Here is a 16,716-nt window from a genome sequence, read left to right on the forward strand (position 1 = left end):
ACTACTGCCCGCTCAGCATCTGCAGGATCCGGTTGGCCGCCTCCGCCACCGGTTGGCCCACGGCCCCGACGGCCGAGGCGATCGCGGCGACAGCCATCAGCGCACGGTGCCGCTCCTGCGCGGGCGCGGCGTCCGCGGCCAGCACCGGCAGGGACTCGTCGATGAGCTGCGCACTCGGTTGCGGCAGCTGCTCGCGCAACTCCCGGACTTCGCGGATCAGTTCGGCCAGGGCCAGCCGCAGGGCGGGGTCCGTTTCGCCCGTGGCCCCGTTCTTCACGATGCCCGTGTTGCCGCTGCCGCCGTGCATGCTGACGCTGTCGCCGTAGTAGTAGTTGTTGCCGCTCATGCCGCGATCCCCACGTTCCCGCTGCCGCCGTACATGTTCACGTTGTCACCGAAGTGGTAGTTGGTGGGCGAGTTGATGGTGAGCTGCTCCACCGTCACCTGGAACTCGGTGTCGGGGTTCTCCAGGGCGCCCGCCACGTAGCCCACGAGCTGGTCGAGGTGCTCCGGGGTCCGGCTGGTGACCATGGCGGTGGACGGGCCGGCCGTCTCGATGGCGAGGACGTAGTGGGACGGCGCCGTGACCACCGAGAGCATCTCGATGAAGAAGTAGATCAGCGCCGCACCGGAGCAGACCCATACGAAGATGATCAGTCCGCTGCCGCTGCCGCTGCCGCCGCTGGAGGGATCAGCTTCGTAGGGGGACGCTCCGCTGTCGCCGGCCTCGTTCGCGAGGGAGATCAGGCCGGCGATGATCGACAGGCCGATGGCCACGGCCAGGATGATCCCGGTGCGTGCGAGGAAGCGGAAGACCGCCTCCTTGCGCTTCGGACGGAGGGTGAACGTGTACACCCGCGCGATGTTCCGCAGCGGGTAGGCCGCTGTGCCGACCCATAACAGCCGCTTGCTGACGCGCAGTTCGATGTCCGTCATGGCACGCGGCGGGGTGGCGGGCGGGGGTGGGACGTCCCACTGCCCCGGTGGCTGTCCTGTTTCCATGAAGCCCCCTGAGAGCTGGTGAAGGCACAGTGAGAGCGGTCACTGTGTGAACACCATTGACGACCATGCGTTTCCGGGGGGCAAGTGCTTTCACACAAGCCCCGCACACTTGGGCCGCCCGCGCCCCCTCAGGACTCGTCGCGCCTCGGGTCGTCGTCCTTGTCCCTGTCCTCGTCGAGCGACTTCAGGAAGTCGGGGTTGTCGTCGGGCGCCACCCACTGCCCGGGACGCGGACGGCCCCCCGCCGCGGCGCCCCGCCTCTTGCCCGCGATGAGCCAGGAGATCGAGCCGACGAGCGGGAACAGCAGCACGAGGATCGCCCACAGCGGCTTGGGCATGTGCCGGATCTCGTCGTCCTTCGTGCTGATGCAGTCGATGAACGCGTACACGCTCAGCGCCAGCGGCACGAGGAACATCAGTACCCGGAGCATGCGCGGCCTCTCAGCGAAAGCGGGTGGGCGGTTCAGGGCCAGGGTAGCCGCTCGGGGATACTGGACCGCATGGCTTACGACGATCTTCGCTCGCTGCTCAGGGCTCTGGAGCGCGAGGGCGACCTCAAGCGCATCAAGGCCGAGGTCGACCCGTATCTGGAGGTCGGGGAGATCGTCGACCGGGTGCAGAAGTCCGGCGGTCCCGCCCTGCTCTTCGAGAACGTACGCGGGTCGCGCATGCCGCTCGCGATGAACGTGTACGGCACGGACCGGCGCCTGCTGAAGGCGCTGGGCCTGAAGTCGTACGGCGAGATCTCGGAGCGGATCGGCGGGCTGCTGAAGCCCGAGCTGCCACACGGGTTCGTCGGCGTGCGCGAGGCCTTCGGGAAGCTCGGCGCGATGACCCACGTACCGCCGAAGAAGGTGAAGGACGGCCCGGTGCAGGAGGTTGTCCTGACCGGGGACGACGTCGACCTGGACCAGCTCCCGGCCCTGTTCACCTGGCCGAAGGACGGCGGGTCGTTCTTCAACCTGGGGCTCACCCACACCAAGGACCCGGAGACGGGCATCCGCAACCTCGGGCTGTACCGCCTCCAGCGCCACGACCGGCGCACGATCGGCATGCACTGGCAGATCCACAAGGACAGCCGGAACCACTACCAGGTGGCGGCCCGGCGCGGGGAGCGGCTGCCGGTCGCGATCGCCTTCGGCTGCCCGCCCGCCGTGACGTACGCCTCCACGGCTCCGCTGCCCGGGGACATCGACGAGTACCTGTTCGCCGGGTTCCTCGCGGGCAAGCGGATCGAGATGGTCGACTGCAAGACCGTGCCGCTCCAGGTGCCGGCGCAGGCGGAGGTCGTCATCGAGGGCTGGCTGGAGCCGGGCGAGATGCTGCCCGAAGGGCCCTTCGGCGACCACACCGGCTTCTACACGCCGCAGGAACCCTTCCCCGCGCTGAAGATCGACTGCGTGACGATGCGGAAGCGCCCCCTGCTCCAGTCGATCGTCGTGGGCAGGCCCCCGACGGAGGACGGACCGCTCGGCCGGGCGACGGAACGCTTCTTCCTGCCGCTGCTGAAGATCATCGTGCCGGACATCGTGGACTACCACCTGCCGGAGGCGGGCGGCTTCCACAACTGCGCGATCGTCTCGATCGACAAGAAGTACCCGAAGCACGCGCAGAAGGTCATGCACGCCGTCTGGGGCGCGCACATGATGTCGCTGACCAAGCTGATCGTGGTCGTCGACTCCGACTGCGATGTCCATGACCTGCACGAGGTCGCCTGGCGGGCGCTCGGCAACACGGACTACGCCCGCGACCTGAGCGTCGTCGAGGGGCCGGTCGACCACCTCGACCACGCCTCCTACCAGCAGTTCTGGGGCGGCAAGGCCGGGATCGACGCGACGAGGAAGTGGCCCGAGGAGGGCTACACGCGCGACGGCGGCTGGCCCGACATGGTGGAGTCCGATCCCGAGACGGCGGCGAAGGTGGACCGCCGCTGGAAGGAGTACGGCCTGTGACGTCCGCTTCCGCCGCGATCCCCCAGCCGGGACGCACGAAGGCGTTCCTGCGGCTGGTGATGATCGAGCACTCGGTCTTCGCGCTGCCCTTCGCCTACATCGCCGCGCTCACCGCGATGTACCAGTGGGACAAGAACGTCCACTGGGGGCGGCTGCTGCTGGTCACCATCTGCATGGTCGGGCTGCGGACCTTCGCGATGGCGGTCAACCGGATCATCGACCGGGAGATCGACGCCCGTAACCCGCGCACCGCGCACCGCGAACTGGTGACGGGCGCGATGTCGGTCCGGCACGCCTGGACCGGGGCCCTGATCGCCCTCGTCGTCTTCCTCGGCGCGGCGGCCCTGCTCAACCCGCTGTGCCTGGCGCTGGCCCCCATCGCGGTGATCCCGATGGTGGTCTACCCGTACGGCAAGCGGTTCACGAACTTCCCGCAGGCCATCCTGGGCCTCGCGCAGTCGATGGGCCCGGTCGGCGGCTGGCTGGCCATCACGGGCTCCTGGTCCTGGGACGCGGTGCTCCTCGGTCTCGCCGTCGGCATCTGGATCGGCGGCTTCGACCTGATCTACGCCTGCCAGGACGTCGAGACCGACCGCGAGATCGGCGTCATGTCCGTCCCGGCCCGCTTCGGCATCCCGGCGGCGGTCCGGGGCGCCCGGGTCTGCCACGCCCTCACGACGGCCCTGTTCGTCTGGTACGCCCTGGCCACCGGCGCCGGCGCCTTCTTCTGGCTGGGCCTGCTGATCGTCGCCGCCGCGTTCCTCTACGAACACACCATCGTCCGCCCCCACGACCTGTCCCGAGTGAACCGCGCGTTCTTCAGCGTCAACGGCTTCATCGGCATCGCCCTGTTCGTGTGCGCGCTGCTGGACCTGCTGGTGCGCGGCCTCACGGTGTGAGTGCGGGCGGCGTGGCCCGCGGGCGGCGGAAGACGAACGCCGCCGCCACTCCCGCCAGCAGGCCCAGCAGGTGGCCCTGCCAGCTGACGCCCGTCTGGGTGGGGGCCAGGCCCGCCAGGATCGAGCCGCCCCAGATCGCGGCGATCAGGACGCCGGCCAGGATGCCCCAGGGGCGGCGCTCGATGAAGCCGCTGACCAGGAGGAAGCCGAAGAGGCCGAAGATCAGGCCGGAGGCGCCCGCCGTGTTGGTGTGCGCCGGGGCTATGAGCCAGACGCCCAGGCCGTCGACGAGCACGATCAGCGCGCAGACCAGCAGGAAACGCCGCAGGCCCGCCAGCGCGGCGAGGAAGCCGAGGACCAGCAGCGGCACCGTGTTCGCGGCCAGATGGGCGAAGCCGAAGTGGATGAACGCCGACGGGACGACATCGACCAGCTCGGACGGCACGCGCGGCGTGACCCCGAGGCCGTCCAGCGCGTGGCCGCTGACCACGTCCACCACTTCCAGCAGCCACAGCAGCGCCACCCAGGCCAGCATCAGCTTGCCCGCGGCCCTCGCGCGGTCGCTCCGTGACCAACCGGATGCGGTACCCGCCATGGCGACCCCCAGTGCTCGCTCGTCCCTCCGGGGAACGCCTCGCCCCCCTTGGCCGGTTCCCACCCTGCGACGCCGGATAGGCTCGGTGTTGTGAACCCAGTCAAGCCAGGCGAGACACCGCGTACGCCTTGGATCGTAGGGGTGTCCGGCGCCTCCGGCACCCCGTATGCCGCTGCCGTGCTGCGGGCCCTCCTCGCCGCCGGTGAAAGCGTGGACCTCGTGGTGTCCCGGGCCTCCCGCCTCACCCTGCTCGACGAGACCGGGATCTCCTTCCGGGACGCCCACTGGCAGGACGACCTGCGGGAATGGCTGTCCCGGGGCGCCGACGGCAAGCCCGGCACATTCTCCGTGGACATCGGCGCCGTACGGCACTGGAGCGCCGGCGACCTGGCCGCCGGGCCCTCCTCGGGGTCGTACCCCACCCAGGGCATGCTGATCGTGCCCGCCTCGACCGCGAGCGTGGCCGGGGTCGCGCTCGGGCTGTCCAAGGACCTGTTGCAGCGGGCGGCGAGCGTGACCCTGAAGGAGCGCCGCCCCCTGGTCGTGGCCGTACGCGAGACCCCGCTGAACGGCCAGACCCTGCGCCACCTGGTCGCCCTCGACGACGCCGGCGCGACCGTCGTGCCCGCCTCACCCGGCTTCTACGCGGGCGCGACGCACATCCAGGACCTGGTGGACTTCGTCGCCGGACGCGTCCTCGACGCGGCGGGCGTGCCGCACCGGCTGTACCGCCGTTGGCAAGGTGAGCTCGGCGGCGGATCACACGCCGACGAGTGAGCCACACCCCTGTACGTCATCACAACCACAGACTTTTCAGACAACTTCAGCGGAAGGCTTCGATCGCAATGGACGCGGTGGACAGGCAGCTCATCCAGGCCCTGAGGGAGAACGGCCGGGCCTCCTACGCGGAGCTGGGACGCCTCGTCGGACTGTCGGGGCCCAGCGTCACCGACCGCATCAACCGGCTGGAGGCGGCCGGTGTCATCACCGGCTACCGGGCCACCGTCGACGCCGCCTCGCTCGGCCTCGGCGTCACCGCCCTCATCGGCATCTCGCTCTCCGACGCCACCGACCACGAGGACGTGGCCCAGCGGCTGCGGGACCTCTCGGAGATCGAGGACTGCTGGTTCATCGCGGGCGACGACTCGTACATGCTCAAGGTGCGGGCGGAGAACGTGGACGGCCTGGAGAAGATCATCCGGCGGCTCAGCGGCACCAAGGGTGTGTCGCGGACGCGTACGACCATCGTGCTCTCCACGAAGTGGGAGAACCGGGTCGGGGAGCTGCCCGAAGAGGCGTAGTCGTACGGTTGGGACGTCGTCGTAGAAAGGTGTGGGCATGGATCTCGGGCTCAAGCGCGAGCTGGAGGAAAAGGTCAGGGCCGGTGAGCGGCTGACCCGTGAGGACGGCATCGCGCTGTACGAGTCGGACGACCTGGCCTGGCTCGGCGGCCTCGCGCACGAGGTGCGTACCCGCAAGAACGGCGACGTCGTGCACTTCAACGTCAACCGTCACCTCAACATGACCAACGTGTGCACGGCCTCCTGCGCGTACTGCTCCTTCCAGCGCAAGCCGGGGGAGAAGGACGCGTACACGATGCGCATCGAGGAGGCCGTCAAGCTCGCCAAGGCGATGGAGGGCGAGAACCTCACCGAGCTGCACATCGTCAACGGGCTGCACCCGAACCTGCCGTGGCGCTACTACCCGCGTTCGCTGCGGGAGTTGAAGGCCGCGCTGCCGCACGTCTCGCTGAAGGCCTTCACGGCGACCGAGATCCACCACTTCGAGACCATCTCCGGGATGAGCGCGTCCGAGATCCTGGACGAGCTGATCGACGCGGGTCTGGAGTCGCTGACCGGCGGCGGTGCGGAGATCTTCGACTGGGAGGTCCGGCAGCACATCGTGGACCACCGGACCCACTGGGAGGACTGGTCCCGCATCCACCGGCTCGCGCACGAGAAGGGTCTGAAGACCCCCTGCACGATGCTGTACGGCCACATCGAGGAGCCCCGGCACCGGGTGGACCATGTGCTGCGGCTGCGTGAGCTGCAGGACGAGACCGGGGGTTTCCAGGTCTTCATCCCGCTGCGGTACCAGCACGACTTCGTCGACATGCAGGACGGGAAGGTGCGCAATCGCCTTCAGGCGCGCACGCAGATGGCGACGGGGGCGGAGGCGCTGAAGACCTTCGCGGTGTCGCGGCTGCTGTTCGACAACGTGCCGCATGTGAAGGTCTTCTGGGTCATGCACGGTGTGCAGACCGCGCAGTTGGCGTTGCAGCACGGCGCCGATGACATGGACGGGTCGGTCGTCGAGTACAAGATCACGCATGATGCGGACAACTTCGGTACGCCGAACAAGCTGACCCGTGAGGACCTGCTGGATCTCATTCGCGATGCGGGGTTCCGGCCGGTGGAGCGCAATACCCGGTACGAGATCATTCGGGAGTACGAGGGGCCTGACCCGGAGCGTCGGGAGTCGCCGCAGCCGATGCGCGTGTGATTCCCGGTGCGGGTGCGTGGGGGCTGGTCGCGCAGTTCCCCGCGCTCCTGAGGTGGGTACTCGGCCGGCATGGTTGCCATCAAGGCGCCTGAGGACGCCTATACCGCTGAACCGTTTGTTCCTGAGCGCGGTGGGCTGCCCGCCCTGAGGCGGGCCGCGGCCGGGTGCCGGGGGTGTCCGCTGCATCGGGACGCCACCCAGACCGTGTTCGGGGCCGGGAGCGAGGACGCTCGCGTCATGCTGGTGGGGGAGCAGCCCGGGGATCAGGAGGACCGGCAGGGGAAGCCGTTCGTCGGGCCCGCCGGGCGGCTTCTGGACCGGGCTCTGGAGGAGGCGGGCATCGATCCTTCCGAGGCCTACGTCACCAACGCGGTCAAGCACTTCAAGTTCACCCGGGCCGAGCCGCGCAAGCGCCGGATCCACAAGGCGCCCAGCCTGCGTGAGATGACCGCGTGCGGCCCCTGGCTGGCCGCCGAGCTCGCGGTCGTGGAGCCGGAGTTGATCGTCGTACTCGGGGCCACCGCCGGGAAGGCGCTGCTCGGGTCCTCCTTCCGGGTCACGCAGGTGCGGGGCACAGTGCTGGAGGAGGAGATCCACGGCCGGCCGGAGCGGCTGGTGCCGACGGTGCATCCGTCGTCGGTGCTGCGGGCGGACGACCGGGAGGCGGCGTACCGGGGGCTGCTGTCGGACCTGAAAGTGGCGGCGCGGGTACTGGCGGCATAGCTACCCTCTCCGGTAATAGCTACAATCCGTCCATGCCCCTTACCTTCACCTTCGACCCCGCCGTCACGCCCGACCTGCGTGACGGCATCCTCGACCTGTGGGCCGACGTCTCCAACGCGGGCGGTGCCGTCGGCTTCGTGCCGCCGGTGACGCCGGAGGACATCCGGCCCTGGCTGACGCGGCACTTCGCGTCGATGGCCAAGGGGCAGGTCAGGCTGCTCGTCGGGCACGACGAGGAGGGGCGCGTCGCGGCGACCGCCTTCCTCACCCTCAACACGCACCACCTCATGACGCACTGGCTGTGGCTCTACACGGTGATGGTGCATCCGCGTCACCAGGGCAAGGGGTACGGGCGTGACCTGCTGTCCGCCGCGGCGGACGCGGCGCGTGGCCTCGACGGCATCGAGGCGATCCGGCTCACCTGCCGGGGCGGCCTCGGCCTGGAGCGCTTCTACGAGTCCTGCGGCTACAAGGAGGTCGGCCGCATCCCCGGCGCGATCCGGGTGGCGCCCGGTGACGACCGGGACGACATCTTCATGCTGCTGCCGCTGAACTGAACCCCTCGGCCCCCGTACCCCCCTGCAAGATCGGCTGCCCGGCGTGCTTCACTGGACGGTGCCCGTTTGGGTGCGTTCTGGCCGTTCGAACCGGAAGAGTGGATTGAGATGCTCCGCTACACGCTGATGCGCCTCGGCATCTTCGCAGGCTGCCTCGTGGTCGTCTGGGGCCTCGTCTACTCCGGCCTCGCCCCGCGCGGTCTCGGCGCCAGCAACGGCCTGTGGATCATCATGCTCGCCCTGGTGTTCTCCGCGCCGATCAGTTTCGTCGTGCTGCGCAAGGAGCGGGACCGGGCGTCCGTGCAGATCGTGCGGCGGGTGGACCGGATGAAGGCCAACCTGGAGGCCAACCGCAACCAGGAGGACGTCGCCGACGAATCGTCCCGGGCGCAGGGGCAGACCTCGTAAAGGCCCCGCACATACCGGCGTACAGCGCCCCGTTTCCGTACTTGCTCGGAAACGGGGCGCTTTGTCATGTGTGGGTGACATTACGTTTCCGCCTGTCAAAGCCAGGCTTTGAGGTCCTCAAAGTTCAGGTGTTAAGGTTGATGTCATGAAGTCAGCAGTCGCGCCCTCCATGCCCCCGAGCGTTCTGCTCGTGGCGCGCCTGCACGTGGATCTCTGTCGGTGCGCGTCCGCAATCTGCCGTCCCTGACGTAACGCAACCCCCGCCTTCCCACGTCAGTCCCTACGCGTCCCCCAACGGAGCCAGTCCGTGTCCTCACACACGAAGTCCTTCAAGGTGCCCTTCTGGGCCCAGATCATCGCCGGTCTCGTCCTGGGCGTGCTGCTTGGCTGGCTCGCCCGCAGCCAGGACCTGTCCTGGCTGGTCACGACCCTGGAGAAGGTCGGCGACACGTTCATCGGCCTGCTGAAGCTCGCCGTCGCCCCGCTCGTCTTCTTCGCGATCCTGGTCTCCATCACCAACCTGCGGAAGGTCAACAACGCGGCCCGCCTGGCCTCGCGCACCCTCCTGTGGTTCATGGCCACGTCGTTGATCGCGGTGAGCATCGGCCTGGTCATCGGCCTGCTCACCAACCCGGGCGCCGGTACCGGTCTCACCCCCAAGGACGGGGCGAAGCCCGACGACACCGGCTCCTGGATCGACTTCCTGACCGGCATCGTGCCGACGGACGTCATCACGCCGTTCACCGAGCTGAACGTGCTGCAGATCGTCTTCATGGCCGCCGTCGCCGGTATCGCCGCCCTCCAGCTCGGCGAGAGGGCCCAGCCGATCCTCACCCTCAGCGAGTCCGTGCTCGAACTGCTGCAGAAGGCACTGTGGTGGGTCATCCGGCTCGCCCCGCTCGGCACCGTCGGCCTCATCGGCAACGCCATCGCCACCTACGGCTGGGACCTGATCGGCAAGTACGCGACGTTCACCGCCGACATCTACGTCGGCTGCCTGATCGTGCTGTTCGGCGTCTACCCGACACTGCTCGCGACCGTCGCCAAGGCCAACCCGGTCCAGTTCTTCAAGGGCGCCTGGCCCGCGATCCAGCTCGCCTTCGTCTCCCGCTCGTCCGTGGGCACGATGCCGCTGACCCAGAAGGTCACCGAGCGGCTCGGCGTGCCGAAGGAGTACGCCTCCTTCGCGGTGCCGTTCGGCGCGACGACCAAGATGGACGGCTGCGCCGCGATCTACCCGGCCATCGCCGCGATCTTCGTCGCCCAGATCTTCGGCATCCAGCTGGGCGTCGGCGACTACCTGCTGATCGCGTTCGTCTCCGTGGTCGGCTCCGCCGCCACCGCCGGTCTCACCGGCGCGACGGTCATGCTGACCCTCACCCTCTCCACCCTCGGCCTGCCGATGGAGGGCGTGGGCCTGCTCCTCGCGATCGACCCGATCCTGGACATGATCCGCACCGCGACCAACGTCGCCGGCCAGGCCCTGATCCCGGTCCTGGTCTCCGCCCGCGAGAACCTGCTCGACCGCACGGCCTACGCCACGGCCGACGGCTCCTCGCTGGACGAGCCGCGCGACGCACGGGCCGAACAGGTCCCCGCCACGGCCTGACGCACTGGCGCCCTCCGGCCGGTCCTCCTCCCGCTTCCCGGGCGAGGGCCGGCCAAGGGGACCGTACGCTAAGCGGTATGGGTGCCGTGAAGACCAAGCGGATGCCGCGTGCGGTCCGTGAACAGCAGATGCTGGACGCCGCCGTGCAGATCTTCGGACAGCGCGGGTACATGGCCGCGTCGATGGACGAGATAGCCGAACTCGCGGGCGTGTCGAAGCCGTTGGTCTACCTGTACCTGAACTCCAAGGAAGACCTCTTCACCGCCTGCATCCGCCGCGAGGCCAAGGCACTCGTCGAGGCCGTGCGCGCCGGTGTCCGGCGCGATCTGCCGGCCGACCGGCAACTCTGGGAAGGTCTCGGCGCGTTCTTCGCGCACACCGCGCGCAACCCGGACGCCTGGGCGGTCCTGCACCTCCAGGCCCGTACGCACGGCGAGCCGTTCGCCGCCGAGGTCGCCGCGATGCGCGAGGAGATCGTCGCGTTCGTGACCCAGCTGATCCTCGCCGCCGCGCGCGAGGCACACCGCGACCCCGACCTCCCCGAGCGCGAGGTCGCCGGCCTCGCCGAGGCCCTGGTCGGCGCCGCCGAGTCGCTCGCCGCCTGGGCCAATGCCACCCCGGGCGTCACGGCCCGCCAGGCCGCGGCCACGATGATGAACTTCGCCTGGGCGGGCCTCGGCGACCTCATGGCGGGGCGGCCGTGGTCACCGCCGGAGGAACGGGCGGGGACTCAGGTGGAGTAGACGTCCCCCGTCAGGTGGAGCCTGTCCTCCCGGCCCCGCAGTTCGAACCGGCCCTCCTCCGCCGCATAGGTCACCGTCCCGGGCAGCAGGACCGGCGCCCGGAACTCCGCGCGCACCCGGCAGGAGTCCGGCGTCCCGTGCGCGGCGAGACAGCGGGCGACGGTCCACATGCCGTGGGCGATGGCCCGGGGGAAGCCGAACAGGCGGGCCGTGAGCGGGTGGAGGTGGATCGGGTTGCGGTCCCCGGAGGCGGCCCCGTAGCGCCGCCCGACATCCCCGGCGAGCCGCCACTCGGCGACGGCCGGCAGCGGCTTGCGTATGTCCTCCTGGTGGGCCCCGGGCTGGTTCTGCGGGGTCCCGGCGGGCCGTCGCGTGCGGTGCCGGGCGAGGTAGGTGCTCGTCGACTCCCATACGACGTCCCCGTCCTCGCGCACCTCGGTGACGACCGTCGCCTGCGTGCCGCGCCGGTGGGGCGCCAACCCCTCGACGTGCACGGTGAGTTCGTGTGCGCCGGTGGCCGGCATCGCCCGGTGCCGGGTGATCGTGATCGACGTGTGGACGAGGCCCAGCAGCGGCAGCGGGAAGTCCCGGCCGCTCATCAGCCGCATGGCCAGAGGGAATCCCAGCACGTGCGGATACGTCAGCGGCAGCGCGTCCTCCCCGGTCGGGAACCCGCAGACCCGCTCGTACGCCGCCAGCCGCACGAGGTCGACGCGCAGGCCCGGCAGGACCAGCCGGGTGCGCGGGAACTCCGCGCCGGGGGCGGGGCGTTTGAAGGGGGACAGCAGGGCGCCGCGCGCGAGGAGCGGGGCGAGGGAGGGGGACCCGGTGAGGACGAGAGCGGCGTCGGCCATCACGCCCCCAGCAGGCTCTGGCCGCATACGCGGACGACCTGCCCGTTGACCGCGCCCGAGGCCGGATGCGCGAGCCAGGCGGTGGTCTCGGCGACATCGGCGGGGAGACCGCCCTGCGCGAGGGAGTTCATGCGGCGGCCCGCCTCGCGGATGAACAGCGGGACGGCCGCCGTCATCTTCGTCTCGATGAAGCCCGGCGCGACCGCGTTGACCGTCACCCCGTGCTCGGCGAGCGCGCGCGGCGCGAGCGAGCGGACCAGGCCGACGATCCCCGCCTTGCTCGCCCCGTAGTTGGTCTGCCCCGCGTTGCCGGCGATGCCCGCGATGGAGGCGGTCGCCACGATCCGGCCGCCCCGGTTCAGCGTCCCGGACTTCAGCAGCGCGTCCGTCGTGCGCAGCACGCTCGCCAGGTTCACCTCCAGCACCGGCATCCAGCGTTCGGCGGGCATGTTGACCAGGCGCCGGTCCCGTGTGATGCCCGCGTTGTGGATCAGCAGGTCCAGGCCGTCCGGCAGGGCCTCGGCGATGCGCGCGCCCGCGTCGGCGGCCGTGATGTCGAGGAGCAGCGCGGTGCCGCCGAGCCGGTCGGCGACGCGCCGGGCGTCCTGCTCGGCCTGCGGTACGTCGAGGACGACGACCCGGGCCCCGTCCCGGGCGAGCGTCTCGGCGACGGCCTCGCCGATGCCGCGCGCGGCGCCGGTGACCAGGGCGGTGCGGCCGGTGAGGGGGCGGTCCCGGTCGACGGGGGTGGCGGGCTCGTCACCGGACCCGACCTCGATCACCTGCCCGCTCACATACGCCGACTTGGGCGACAGCAGGAACCGGAGCGTGGACTCGGCGGCCGAGGCGTCCGTGAGCCGGACCAGGTTCACGGTCCTGCCCCGGCCGATCTCCTTGCCCAGGGAGCGCGTGAAGCCCTCCAGGGCCTGCTGGGCGGCGGCCTGGTGATGGTCGGCGGGGTCGAGCGGCGCGCCCAGCAGGACCACGCGCCCGCTCGGGGCGACCGACCGTACGACGGGATGCAGGGCCGCGTGCACCTCGGCCAGGCCCTCCACGTCCCGTACGCCGGTCGCGTCCAGGACGACGGCCCCCGCCCGGTCCGAGCTGGCCGGGCCCATCCCCGTACGGGCGAGGACCGGCGCCAGGTCGAGGCCGGACCGGCCGGCCGTGAGGTGACGGAGGCCGCCGTCGAGGGAGGGCCGCTCGGGGGACCAGCGGGTCAGCGCAGCGGGCTGGGGCAGGCCGAGCCGGCGGGTGAGGAAGCGGCCGGGCGCGGTGGCGGTGAAGCTCAGATAGCGGTCGGCCATGGCGACTCCCAGCTCGGATGACGGTTCACACTTGCTTACTCTGGAGTAAGGTTACCGTAGGTAAGGCTACGTCACAGGCGAGGAGCGGGTCGAGATGGGCACCCAGAAGATGTCGGTGCGGCGTGTGGCGGTCGTCGGCGGAGCGCGCATCCCGTTCGCCCGCGCCGACGGCCCCTACGCCACCGCCTCCAACCAGCAGATGCTCACCGCCGCCCTCGACGGCCTGGTCGAGCGGTACGGGCTCCAGGAGCCGGGCGCGGTCGGCGAGTTCGTGGCCGGCGCGGTCCTCAAGCACAGCCGCGACTTCAACCTGGCCCGCGAGACGGTCCTCGGCTCCCGTCTGCACCCCACCACCCCCGCCTACGACATCCAGCAGGCCTGCGGCACCGGACTCCAGGCCGTCATCGCCGCCGCCAACAAGATCGCCCTCGGCCAGACCGAGTCGGCGGTCGCGGGCGGCGCCGACACGGCGAGCGACGCGCCCCTGGGCGTCAACGACACCCTGCGCCGCATCCTCCTGGAGGCCCGCCGCGCCCAGTCGCTGAGCGGGCGCGTGAAGGCCCTGGCGAAGGTGCGCCCCGGTCACCTCGTCCCCGACATCCCCCGCAACGCCGAGCCGCGCACCGGCCTGTCCATGGGCGAACACGCCGCCGTCACCGCCCGCGCCTGGGGCATCGGCCGTGAGGCCCAGGACGAACTGGCGGCGGCCAGTCACCAGCGGCTGGCGGCGGCGTACGAACGCGGCTTCTTCCAGGACCTGGTGATCCCCTTCCGGGGCCTGGCCCGCGACCAGAACCTGCGCCCCGGCTCGACCGTGGAGAAACTCGCCTCCCTCAAGCCGGTGTTCGGCCTCGACCAGCCCGAACCGACCATGACGGCCGGGAACTCGACACCGCTGACGGACGGCGCGGCGACCGTGCTGCTGGCGAGCGAGGAGTGGGCGAAGGAACGCGGCCTGGAGCCGCAGGCGTATCTCACCGCGTACGAGACGGCGGCCGTCGACTTCGTCGGCTCAGACGTCGCCGGCGGCGAGGACGGGCTGCTCATGGCGCCCGCGTACGCCGTGCCGCGCATGCTGGAGCGGGCCGGACTCGGCCTCGCCGACTTCGACCTGGTGGAGATCCACGAGGCCTTCGCCTCCCAGGTGCTGGCCACGCTCGCGGCCTGGGAGAAGCGGGGGCTGGGCACGGTGGACCGCGCCCGGCTGAACGTCGCCGGCTCGTCCCTCGCCACCGGCCATCCCTTCGCCGCCACCGGCGCCCGGATCGTGGCGACCCTGGCCAAGCTGCTCGCCGAACGGGACGCGCCCGCCCGCGGGTTGATCTCCGTGTGCGCGGCGGGCGGGCAGGGCGTGACGGCGATCCTGGAGCGGGCCTGAGGGCGCCGGTACCGAACGTGAAGGACCCTCACTTAACCCCCGAGAATGCACAGGCCTGGCTCCGGACCATCCCCGAACCCGCACAAACCCGCCACGTGAGGCCCGTACGATCCCGTTCCTACCGTCAGTAACCCCTTTCTGAGGGTTCAACCGGTTGAGCGCCTCGGCGTGCGAGGCACGTACGTATGCAGCAAGCAGTTCCTTCGCTGCGCGCCCCAGGAGCCGCCCGTGTCCACTGCCCATCCCTCCTCCGCCTACGGCGACATCTACGGCGGACCGGTCCTCGTCGAACCCGAGACGCGGCGGCTGGACGGGGTCGTGCGGGAGGCGTCCGTACCGCCGCTGGCGCCCCCGTGGACCCACGGGTCGCTCGCCGACCTGCCGTTCGACAACGCGAGCGCGGACCCGGACGCCGTGGCGCTCAGCCGCAAGGACGCCGAGGGGCGCTGGAGCGACGTCACGGCGGCGCGGTTCGCCGAGCAGGTGCTGGCCGTGGCGAAGGGGCTGATCGCCGAGGGGCTGGTGCCCGGTGACCGGATCGCCGTGATGGCCCGCACGATCTACGAGTGGACCGTCCTGGACTTCGCGGCCTGGGCGGCCGGACTCGTCACCGTCCCCGTCTACCCCACCTCCTCCGTCTTCCAGACCCGCTGGATCCTCCAGGACTCCGGCGCGGTCGCCCTGGTCACCGAGTTCGCCGGGCAGGCCGCCGCACTCGGCCCGGAACGCGAACGACTGCCCGACCTCAGGCACATGTGGATCGTGGAGAAGGGCCACATCGACCGGCTGGCGGAAGCCGGGGCGCACCTGACCGACCAGGAGGTCGAGGTGCGGCGCGGCATGCTGGGCCCCGACACCCTCGCCACCCTCGTCTACACCTCCGGCACCACGGGCCGCCCCAAGGGCTGCGCGCTCACCCACGGCAACTTCTTCGCCGAGGTCGACAACGCCATCGAGCTGCTCTACCCCGTCTTCCGGGCCAAGACCAGCGAAGAGGCCTCGGTCCTGCTGTTCCTGCCCATGTCCCACGTCTTCGGGCGCATGGTGGCGATCGCCTGCGTCCGCGCCCGCGTACGGCTGGGGCACGCCCCGAGCATCAAGGCGGAGAACCTGCTCCCGGACCTGGCGAGCTTCCGGCCGACCTGTCTGATCGCCATCCCGTACATGCTGGAGAAGGTCTTCAACGCCGCCCGCGCCAAGGCCGAGGCGGGCGGCCGGGTCACGTCGTTCGACCGCGCGGCGGCGGTGGCGCGCCGCTACGGCGAGGCGATGGAGGCCCAGCAGACCGGCACCGGCCCCGGCCCCACCCGCGCCCTGAGGACCGCCCGCCTCTTCTACGACCCCCTGGTCTACCGGCGGATCCGCAACGCGATGGGCGGCAGGGTCCGCTACGCCATCTGCGGCGGCTCCCCCCTGGGCCGCCGCCTCGCCGCGTTCTACGCCGGAGCCGGCATCGAGATCTTCGAGGGCTACGGCCTGACGGAGACCACGGGCGCGTCGACCGTCACCCCGCCCCTCAAACCCCGCCTGGGCACCGTCGGCTGGCCCCTGCCCGGCACCCGCGTCCGGATCGCCGCCGACGGCGAGATCCTCATCGCCGGCGACCACGTCCTGCGCGGCTACTGGGACCCCCAGGCCGGCGGCGTCGTACCCGCCGCCCCCGACGGCTGGCTCGCCACGGGCGACCTCGGCGAACTGGACGACGAGGGCTATCTGACGATCACCGGCCGCAAGAAGGAACTGCTGATCACCGCGGGCGGCAAGAGCGTCGCCCCGGCGCCCCTGGAGAACTGGCTGCGCTCCCACCCGCTGATCTCCCAGTGCATGGTCGTGGGCGACGGCCGCCCCTTCGTCGCGGCCCTGCTCACCCTGGACCCGGACGGCATCACCCACTGGCGCCAGATGAACGGCAAACACCCCGTACCGCCCGGACTCCTCGTCGACGACGAGGAACTGCGCGCCGTCCTCGAGCGCGCCGTCGACGAGGCCAACAAGACGGTCTCCCGCCCCGAGTCCATCCGCCGCTTCGCGATCCTCCCCCAGGACTTCACCGAGGAGGCGGGCCACCTGACCCCCTCGATGAAACTCCGCCGCGCGGCGGTGATGCGCGACTTCGCGGCAGAAGTGGAGCACCTGTACGCGCGGTGAGACCCCGGGTCCGGTGGAAGTCGAAGCGGGTGCGGCAGA

At 70.8% G+C, this 16,716-nt stretch carries 19 protein-coding genes; 13 read left to right on the top strand and 6 right to left on the bottom strand.

Annotation, left to right across the window (positions count from 1 at the left end; genetic code table 11):
* Position 1 precedes the first annotated feature (1 nt).
* The 3 genes from ACFZDA_RS38240 to ACFZDA_RS38250 all read right to left on the bottom strand — a co-directional run bounded on the left by ACFZDA_RS38240 (position 2) and on the right by ACFZDA_RS38250 (position 1,433).
* A complete protein-coding gene (locus ACFZDA_RS38240) occupies positions 2-346 on the bottom strand; it encodes a hypothetical protein (protein WP_391090566.1) in 345 nt (114 codons plus the stop codon).
* Entirely contained in the window at positions 343-1,002 is a 660-nt protein-coding gene (locus ACFZDA_RS38245; RefSeq protein ID WP_391090568.1) for a DUF6232 family protein, read from the bottom strand. Before ACFZDA_RS38245 ends, ACFZDA_RS38240 begins: the two co-directional genes overlap by 4 nt.
* 128 nt (positions 1,003-1,130) lie before the next feature.
* Positions 1,131-1,433, bottom strand: coding sequence for a PLDc N-terminal domain-containing protein (locus ACFZDA_RS38250; RefSeq protein ID WP_391090570.1), 303 nt, complete (start codon positions 1,431-1,433; stop codon positions 1,131-1,133).
* A 69-nt stretch (positions 1,434-1,502) separates the two neighbouring features.
* Here ACFZDA_RS38250 and ACFZDA_RS38255 point away from each other — a divergent pair, with 69 nt between their 5' ends.
* Both ACFZDA_RS38255 and mqnP read left to right on the top strand, forming a co-directional pair.
* Positions 1,503-2,954 carry a menaquinone biosynthesis decarboxylase gene (locus ACFZDA_RS38255; RefSeq protein ID WP_391090572.1) on the top strand — a complete coding sequence of 484 codons (1,452 nt, stop codon included), beginning with the start codon at positions 1,503-1,505 and terminating at the stop codon, positions 2,952-2,954.
* On the top strand, positions 2,951-3,853 hold the full coding sequence (gene mqnP, locus ACFZDA_RS38260; RefSeq protein WP_391090574.1) for a menaquinone biosynthesis prenyltransferase MqnP: 903 nt from the start codon (positions 2,951-2,953) through the stop codon (positions 3,851-3,853). Before ACFZDA_RS38255 ends, mqnP begins: the two co-directional genes overlap by 4 nt.
* Here mqnP and ACFZDA_RS38265 read toward each other — a convergent pair.
* Positions 3,843-4,448 (bottom strand): rhomboid family intramembrane serine protease, encoded by a 606-nt coding sequence (locus tag ACFZDA_RS38265; RefSeq protein WP_391090576.1) that lies wholly within the window; start codon positions 4,446-4,448, stop codon positions 3,843-3,845. The two genes, mqnP and ACFZDA_RS38265, sit on opposite strands and share 11 nt — an antisense overlap.
* A 90-nt stretch (positions 4,449-4,538) precedes the next feature.
* Here ACFZDA_RS38265 and ACFZDA_RS38270 point away from each other — a divergent pair, with 90 nt between their 5' ends.
* The 9 genes from ACFZDA_RS38270 (at position 4,539) to ACFZDA_RS38310 (ending at position 10,990) form a co-directional block, all read left to right on the top strand.
* Complete coding sequence (locus ACFZDA_RS38270; protein WP_391090578.1) at positions 4,539-5,225, top strand: UbiX family flavin prenyltransferase; 687 nt, start codon at positions 4,539-4,541, stop codon at positions 5,223-5,225.
* A 68-nt stretch (positions 5,226-5,293) separates the two neighbouring features.
* Positions 5,294-5,749, top strand: coding sequence for an Lrp/AsnC family transcriptional regulator (locus tag ACFZDA_RS38275; RefSeq protein WP_059424549.1), 456 nt, complete (start codon positions 5,294-5,296; stop codon positions 5,747-5,749).
* 37 nt (positions 5,750-5,786) lie between these two features.
* The gene (gene mqnE, locus ACFZDA_RS38280) at positions 5,787-6,950 is read left to right on the top strand and encodes an aminofutalosine synthase MqnE (RefSeq protein WP_391090580.1); all 1,164 of its coding nucleotides are present in this window, start codon (positions 5,787-5,789) and stop codon (positions 6,948-6,950) included.
* A gap of 69 nt (positions 6,951-7,019) precedes the next feature.
* Entirely contained in the window at positions 7,020-7,673 is a 654-nt protein-coding gene (locus ACFZDA_RS38285; protein WP_391090582.1) for a UdgX family uracil-DNA binding protein, read from the top strand.
* 32 nt (positions 7,674-7,705) lie between these two features.
* Positions 7,706-8,230 (top strand): GNAT family N-acetyltransferase, encoded by a 525-nt coding sequence (locus ACFZDA_RS38290; RefSeq protein ID WP_391090584.1) that lies wholly within the window; start codon positions 7,706-7,708, stop codon positions 8,228-8,230.
* 108 nt (positions 8,231-8,338) lie between these two features.
* A complete protein-coding gene (locus tag ACFZDA_RS38295) occupies positions 8,339-8,638 on the top strand; it encodes a DUF4229 domain-containing protein (protein WP_391090586.1) in 300 nt (99 codons plus the stop codon).
* Positions 8,639-8,783: 145 nt separating this feature from the next.
* Entirely contained in the window at positions 8,784-8,885 is a 102-nt protein-coding gene (locus tag ACFZDA_RS38300; protein ID WP_391090588.1) for a putative leader peptide, read from the top strand.
* Between the two features lie 60 nt (positions 8,886-8,945).
* The gene (locus ACFZDA_RS38305; protein WP_391090590.1) at positions 8,946-10,247 is read left to right on the top strand and encodes a cation:dicarboxylate symporter family transporter; all 1,302 of its coding nucleotides are present in this window, start codon (positions 8,946-8,948) and stop codon (positions 10,245-10,247) included.
* 77 nt (positions 10,248-10,324) lie between these two features.
* A complete protein-coding gene (locus ACFZDA_RS38310) occupies positions 10,325-10,990 on the top strand; it encodes a TetR family transcriptional regulator (RefSeq protein ID WP_391090592.1) in 666 nt (221 codons plus the stop codon).
* Here ACFZDA_RS38310 and ACFZDA_RS38315 read toward each other — a convergent pair.
* Positions 10,978-11,844 (bottom strand): MaoC/PaaZ C-terminal domain-containing protein, encoded by an 867-nt coding sequence (locus ACFZDA_RS38315; protein WP_391090594.1) that lies wholly within the window; start codon positions 11,842-11,844, stop codon positions 10,978-10,980. The two genes, ACFZDA_RS38310 and ACFZDA_RS38315, sit on opposite strands and share 13 nt — an antisense overlap.
* On the bottom strand, positions 11,844-13,151 hold the full coding sequence (locus ACFZDA_RS38320; protein ID WP_391090596.1) for a 3-oxoacyl-ACP reductase: 1,308 nt from the start codon (positions 13,149-13,151) through the stop codon (positions 11,844-11,846). The genes ACFZDA_RS38315 and ACFZDA_RS38320 overlap by 1 nt, the downstream gene beginning before the upstream one ends.
* Positions 13,152-13,245: 94 nt before the next feature.
* Here ACFZDA_RS38320 and ACFZDA_RS38325 point away from each other — a divergent pair, with 94 nt between their 5' ends.
* Both ACFZDA_RS38325 and ACFZDA_RS38330 read left to right on the top strand, forming a co-directional pair.
* Positions 13,246-14,529 carry an acetyl-CoA C-acetyltransferase gene (locus tag ACFZDA_RS38325; RefSeq protein WP_391090598.1) on the top strand — a complete coding sequence of 428 codons (1,284 nt, stop codon included), beginning with the start codon at positions 13,246-13,248 and terminating at the stop codon, positions 14,527-14,529.
* A 228-nt stretch (positions 14,530-14,757) separates the two neighbouring features.
* Positions 14,758-16,677: an AMP-binding protein gene (locus ACFZDA_RS38330; protein ID WP_391090600.1), complete on the top strand. Its 1,920-nt coding sequence runs from the start codon at positions 14,758-14,760 to the stop codon at positions 16,675-16,677.
* The last annotated feature ends 39 nt before the right edge of the window (positions 16,678-16,716 follow it).

This window comes from Streptomyces sp. NPDC007991, from assembly GCF_042958445.1.
Lineage (GTDB): Bacteria > Actinomycetota > Actinomycetes > Streptomycetales > Streptomycetaceae > Streptomyces.

Bases quoted from the DNA above. Each gene is read 5' to 3' on its own strand.
- ACFZDA_RS38240 (WP_391090566.1), bottom strand. From the start codon at position 346: ATGAGCGGCAACAACTACTACTACGGCGACAGCGTCAGCATGCACGGC.
- ACFZDA_RS38245 (WP_391090568.1), bottom strand. From the start codon at position 1,002: ATGGAAACAGGACAGCCACCGGGGCAGTGGGACGTCCCACCCCCGCCC.
- ACFZDA_RS38250 (WP_391090570.1), bottom strand. From the start codon at position 1,433: ATGCTCCGGGTACTGATGTTCCTCGTGCCGCTGGCGCTGAGCGTGTAC.
- ACFZDA_RS38255 (WP_391090572.1), top strand. From the start codon at position 1,503: ATGGCTTACGACGATCTTCGCTCGCTGCTCAGGGCTCTGGAGCGCGAG.
- ACFZDA_RS38265 (WP_391090576.1), bottom strand. From the start codon at position 4,448: ATGGCGGGTACCGCATCCGGTTGGTCACGGAGCGACCGCGCGAGGGCC.
- ACFZDA_RS38275 (WP_059424549.1), top strand. From the start codon at position 5,294: ATGGACGCGGTGGACAGGCAGCTCATCCAGGCCCTGAGGGAGAACGGC.
- mqnE (WP_391090580.1), top strand. From the start codon at position 5,787: ATGGATCTCGGGCTCAAGCGCGAGCTGGAGGAAAAGGTCAGGGCCGGT.
- ACFZDA_RS38285 (WP_391090582.1), top strand. From the start codon at position 7,020: ATGGTTGCCATCAAGGCGCCTGAGGACGCCTATACCGCTGAACCGTTT.
- ACFZDA_RS38290 (WP_391090584.1), top strand. From the start codon at position 7,706: ATGCCCCTTACCTTCACCTTCGACCCCGCCGTCACGCCCGACCTGCGT.
- ACFZDA_RS38295 (WP_391090586.1), top strand. From the start codon at position 8,339: ATGCTCCGCTACACGCTGATGCGCCTCGGCATCTTCGCAGGCTGCCTC.
- ACFZDA_RS38300 (WP_391090588.1), top strand. From the start codon at position 8,784: ATGAAGTCAGCAGTCGCGCCCTCCATGCCCCCGAGCGTTCTGCTCGTG.
- ACFZDA_RS38310 (WP_391090592.1), top strand. From the start codon at position 10,325: ATGGGTGCCGTGAAGACCAAGCGGATGCCGCGTGCGGTCCGTGAACAG.
- ACFZDA_RS38315 (WP_391090594.1), bottom strand. From the start codon at position 11,844: ATGGCCGACGCCGCTCTCGTCCTCACCGGGTCCCCCTCCCTCGCCCCG.
- ACFZDA_RS38320 (WP_391090596.1), bottom strand. From the start codon at position 13,151: ATGGCCGACCGCTATCTGAGCTTCACCGCCACCGCGCCCGGCCGCTTC.
- ACFZDA_RS38325 (WP_391090598.1), top strand. From the start codon at position 13,246: ATGGGCACCCAGAAGATGTCGGTGCGGCGTGTGGCGGTCGTCGGCGGA.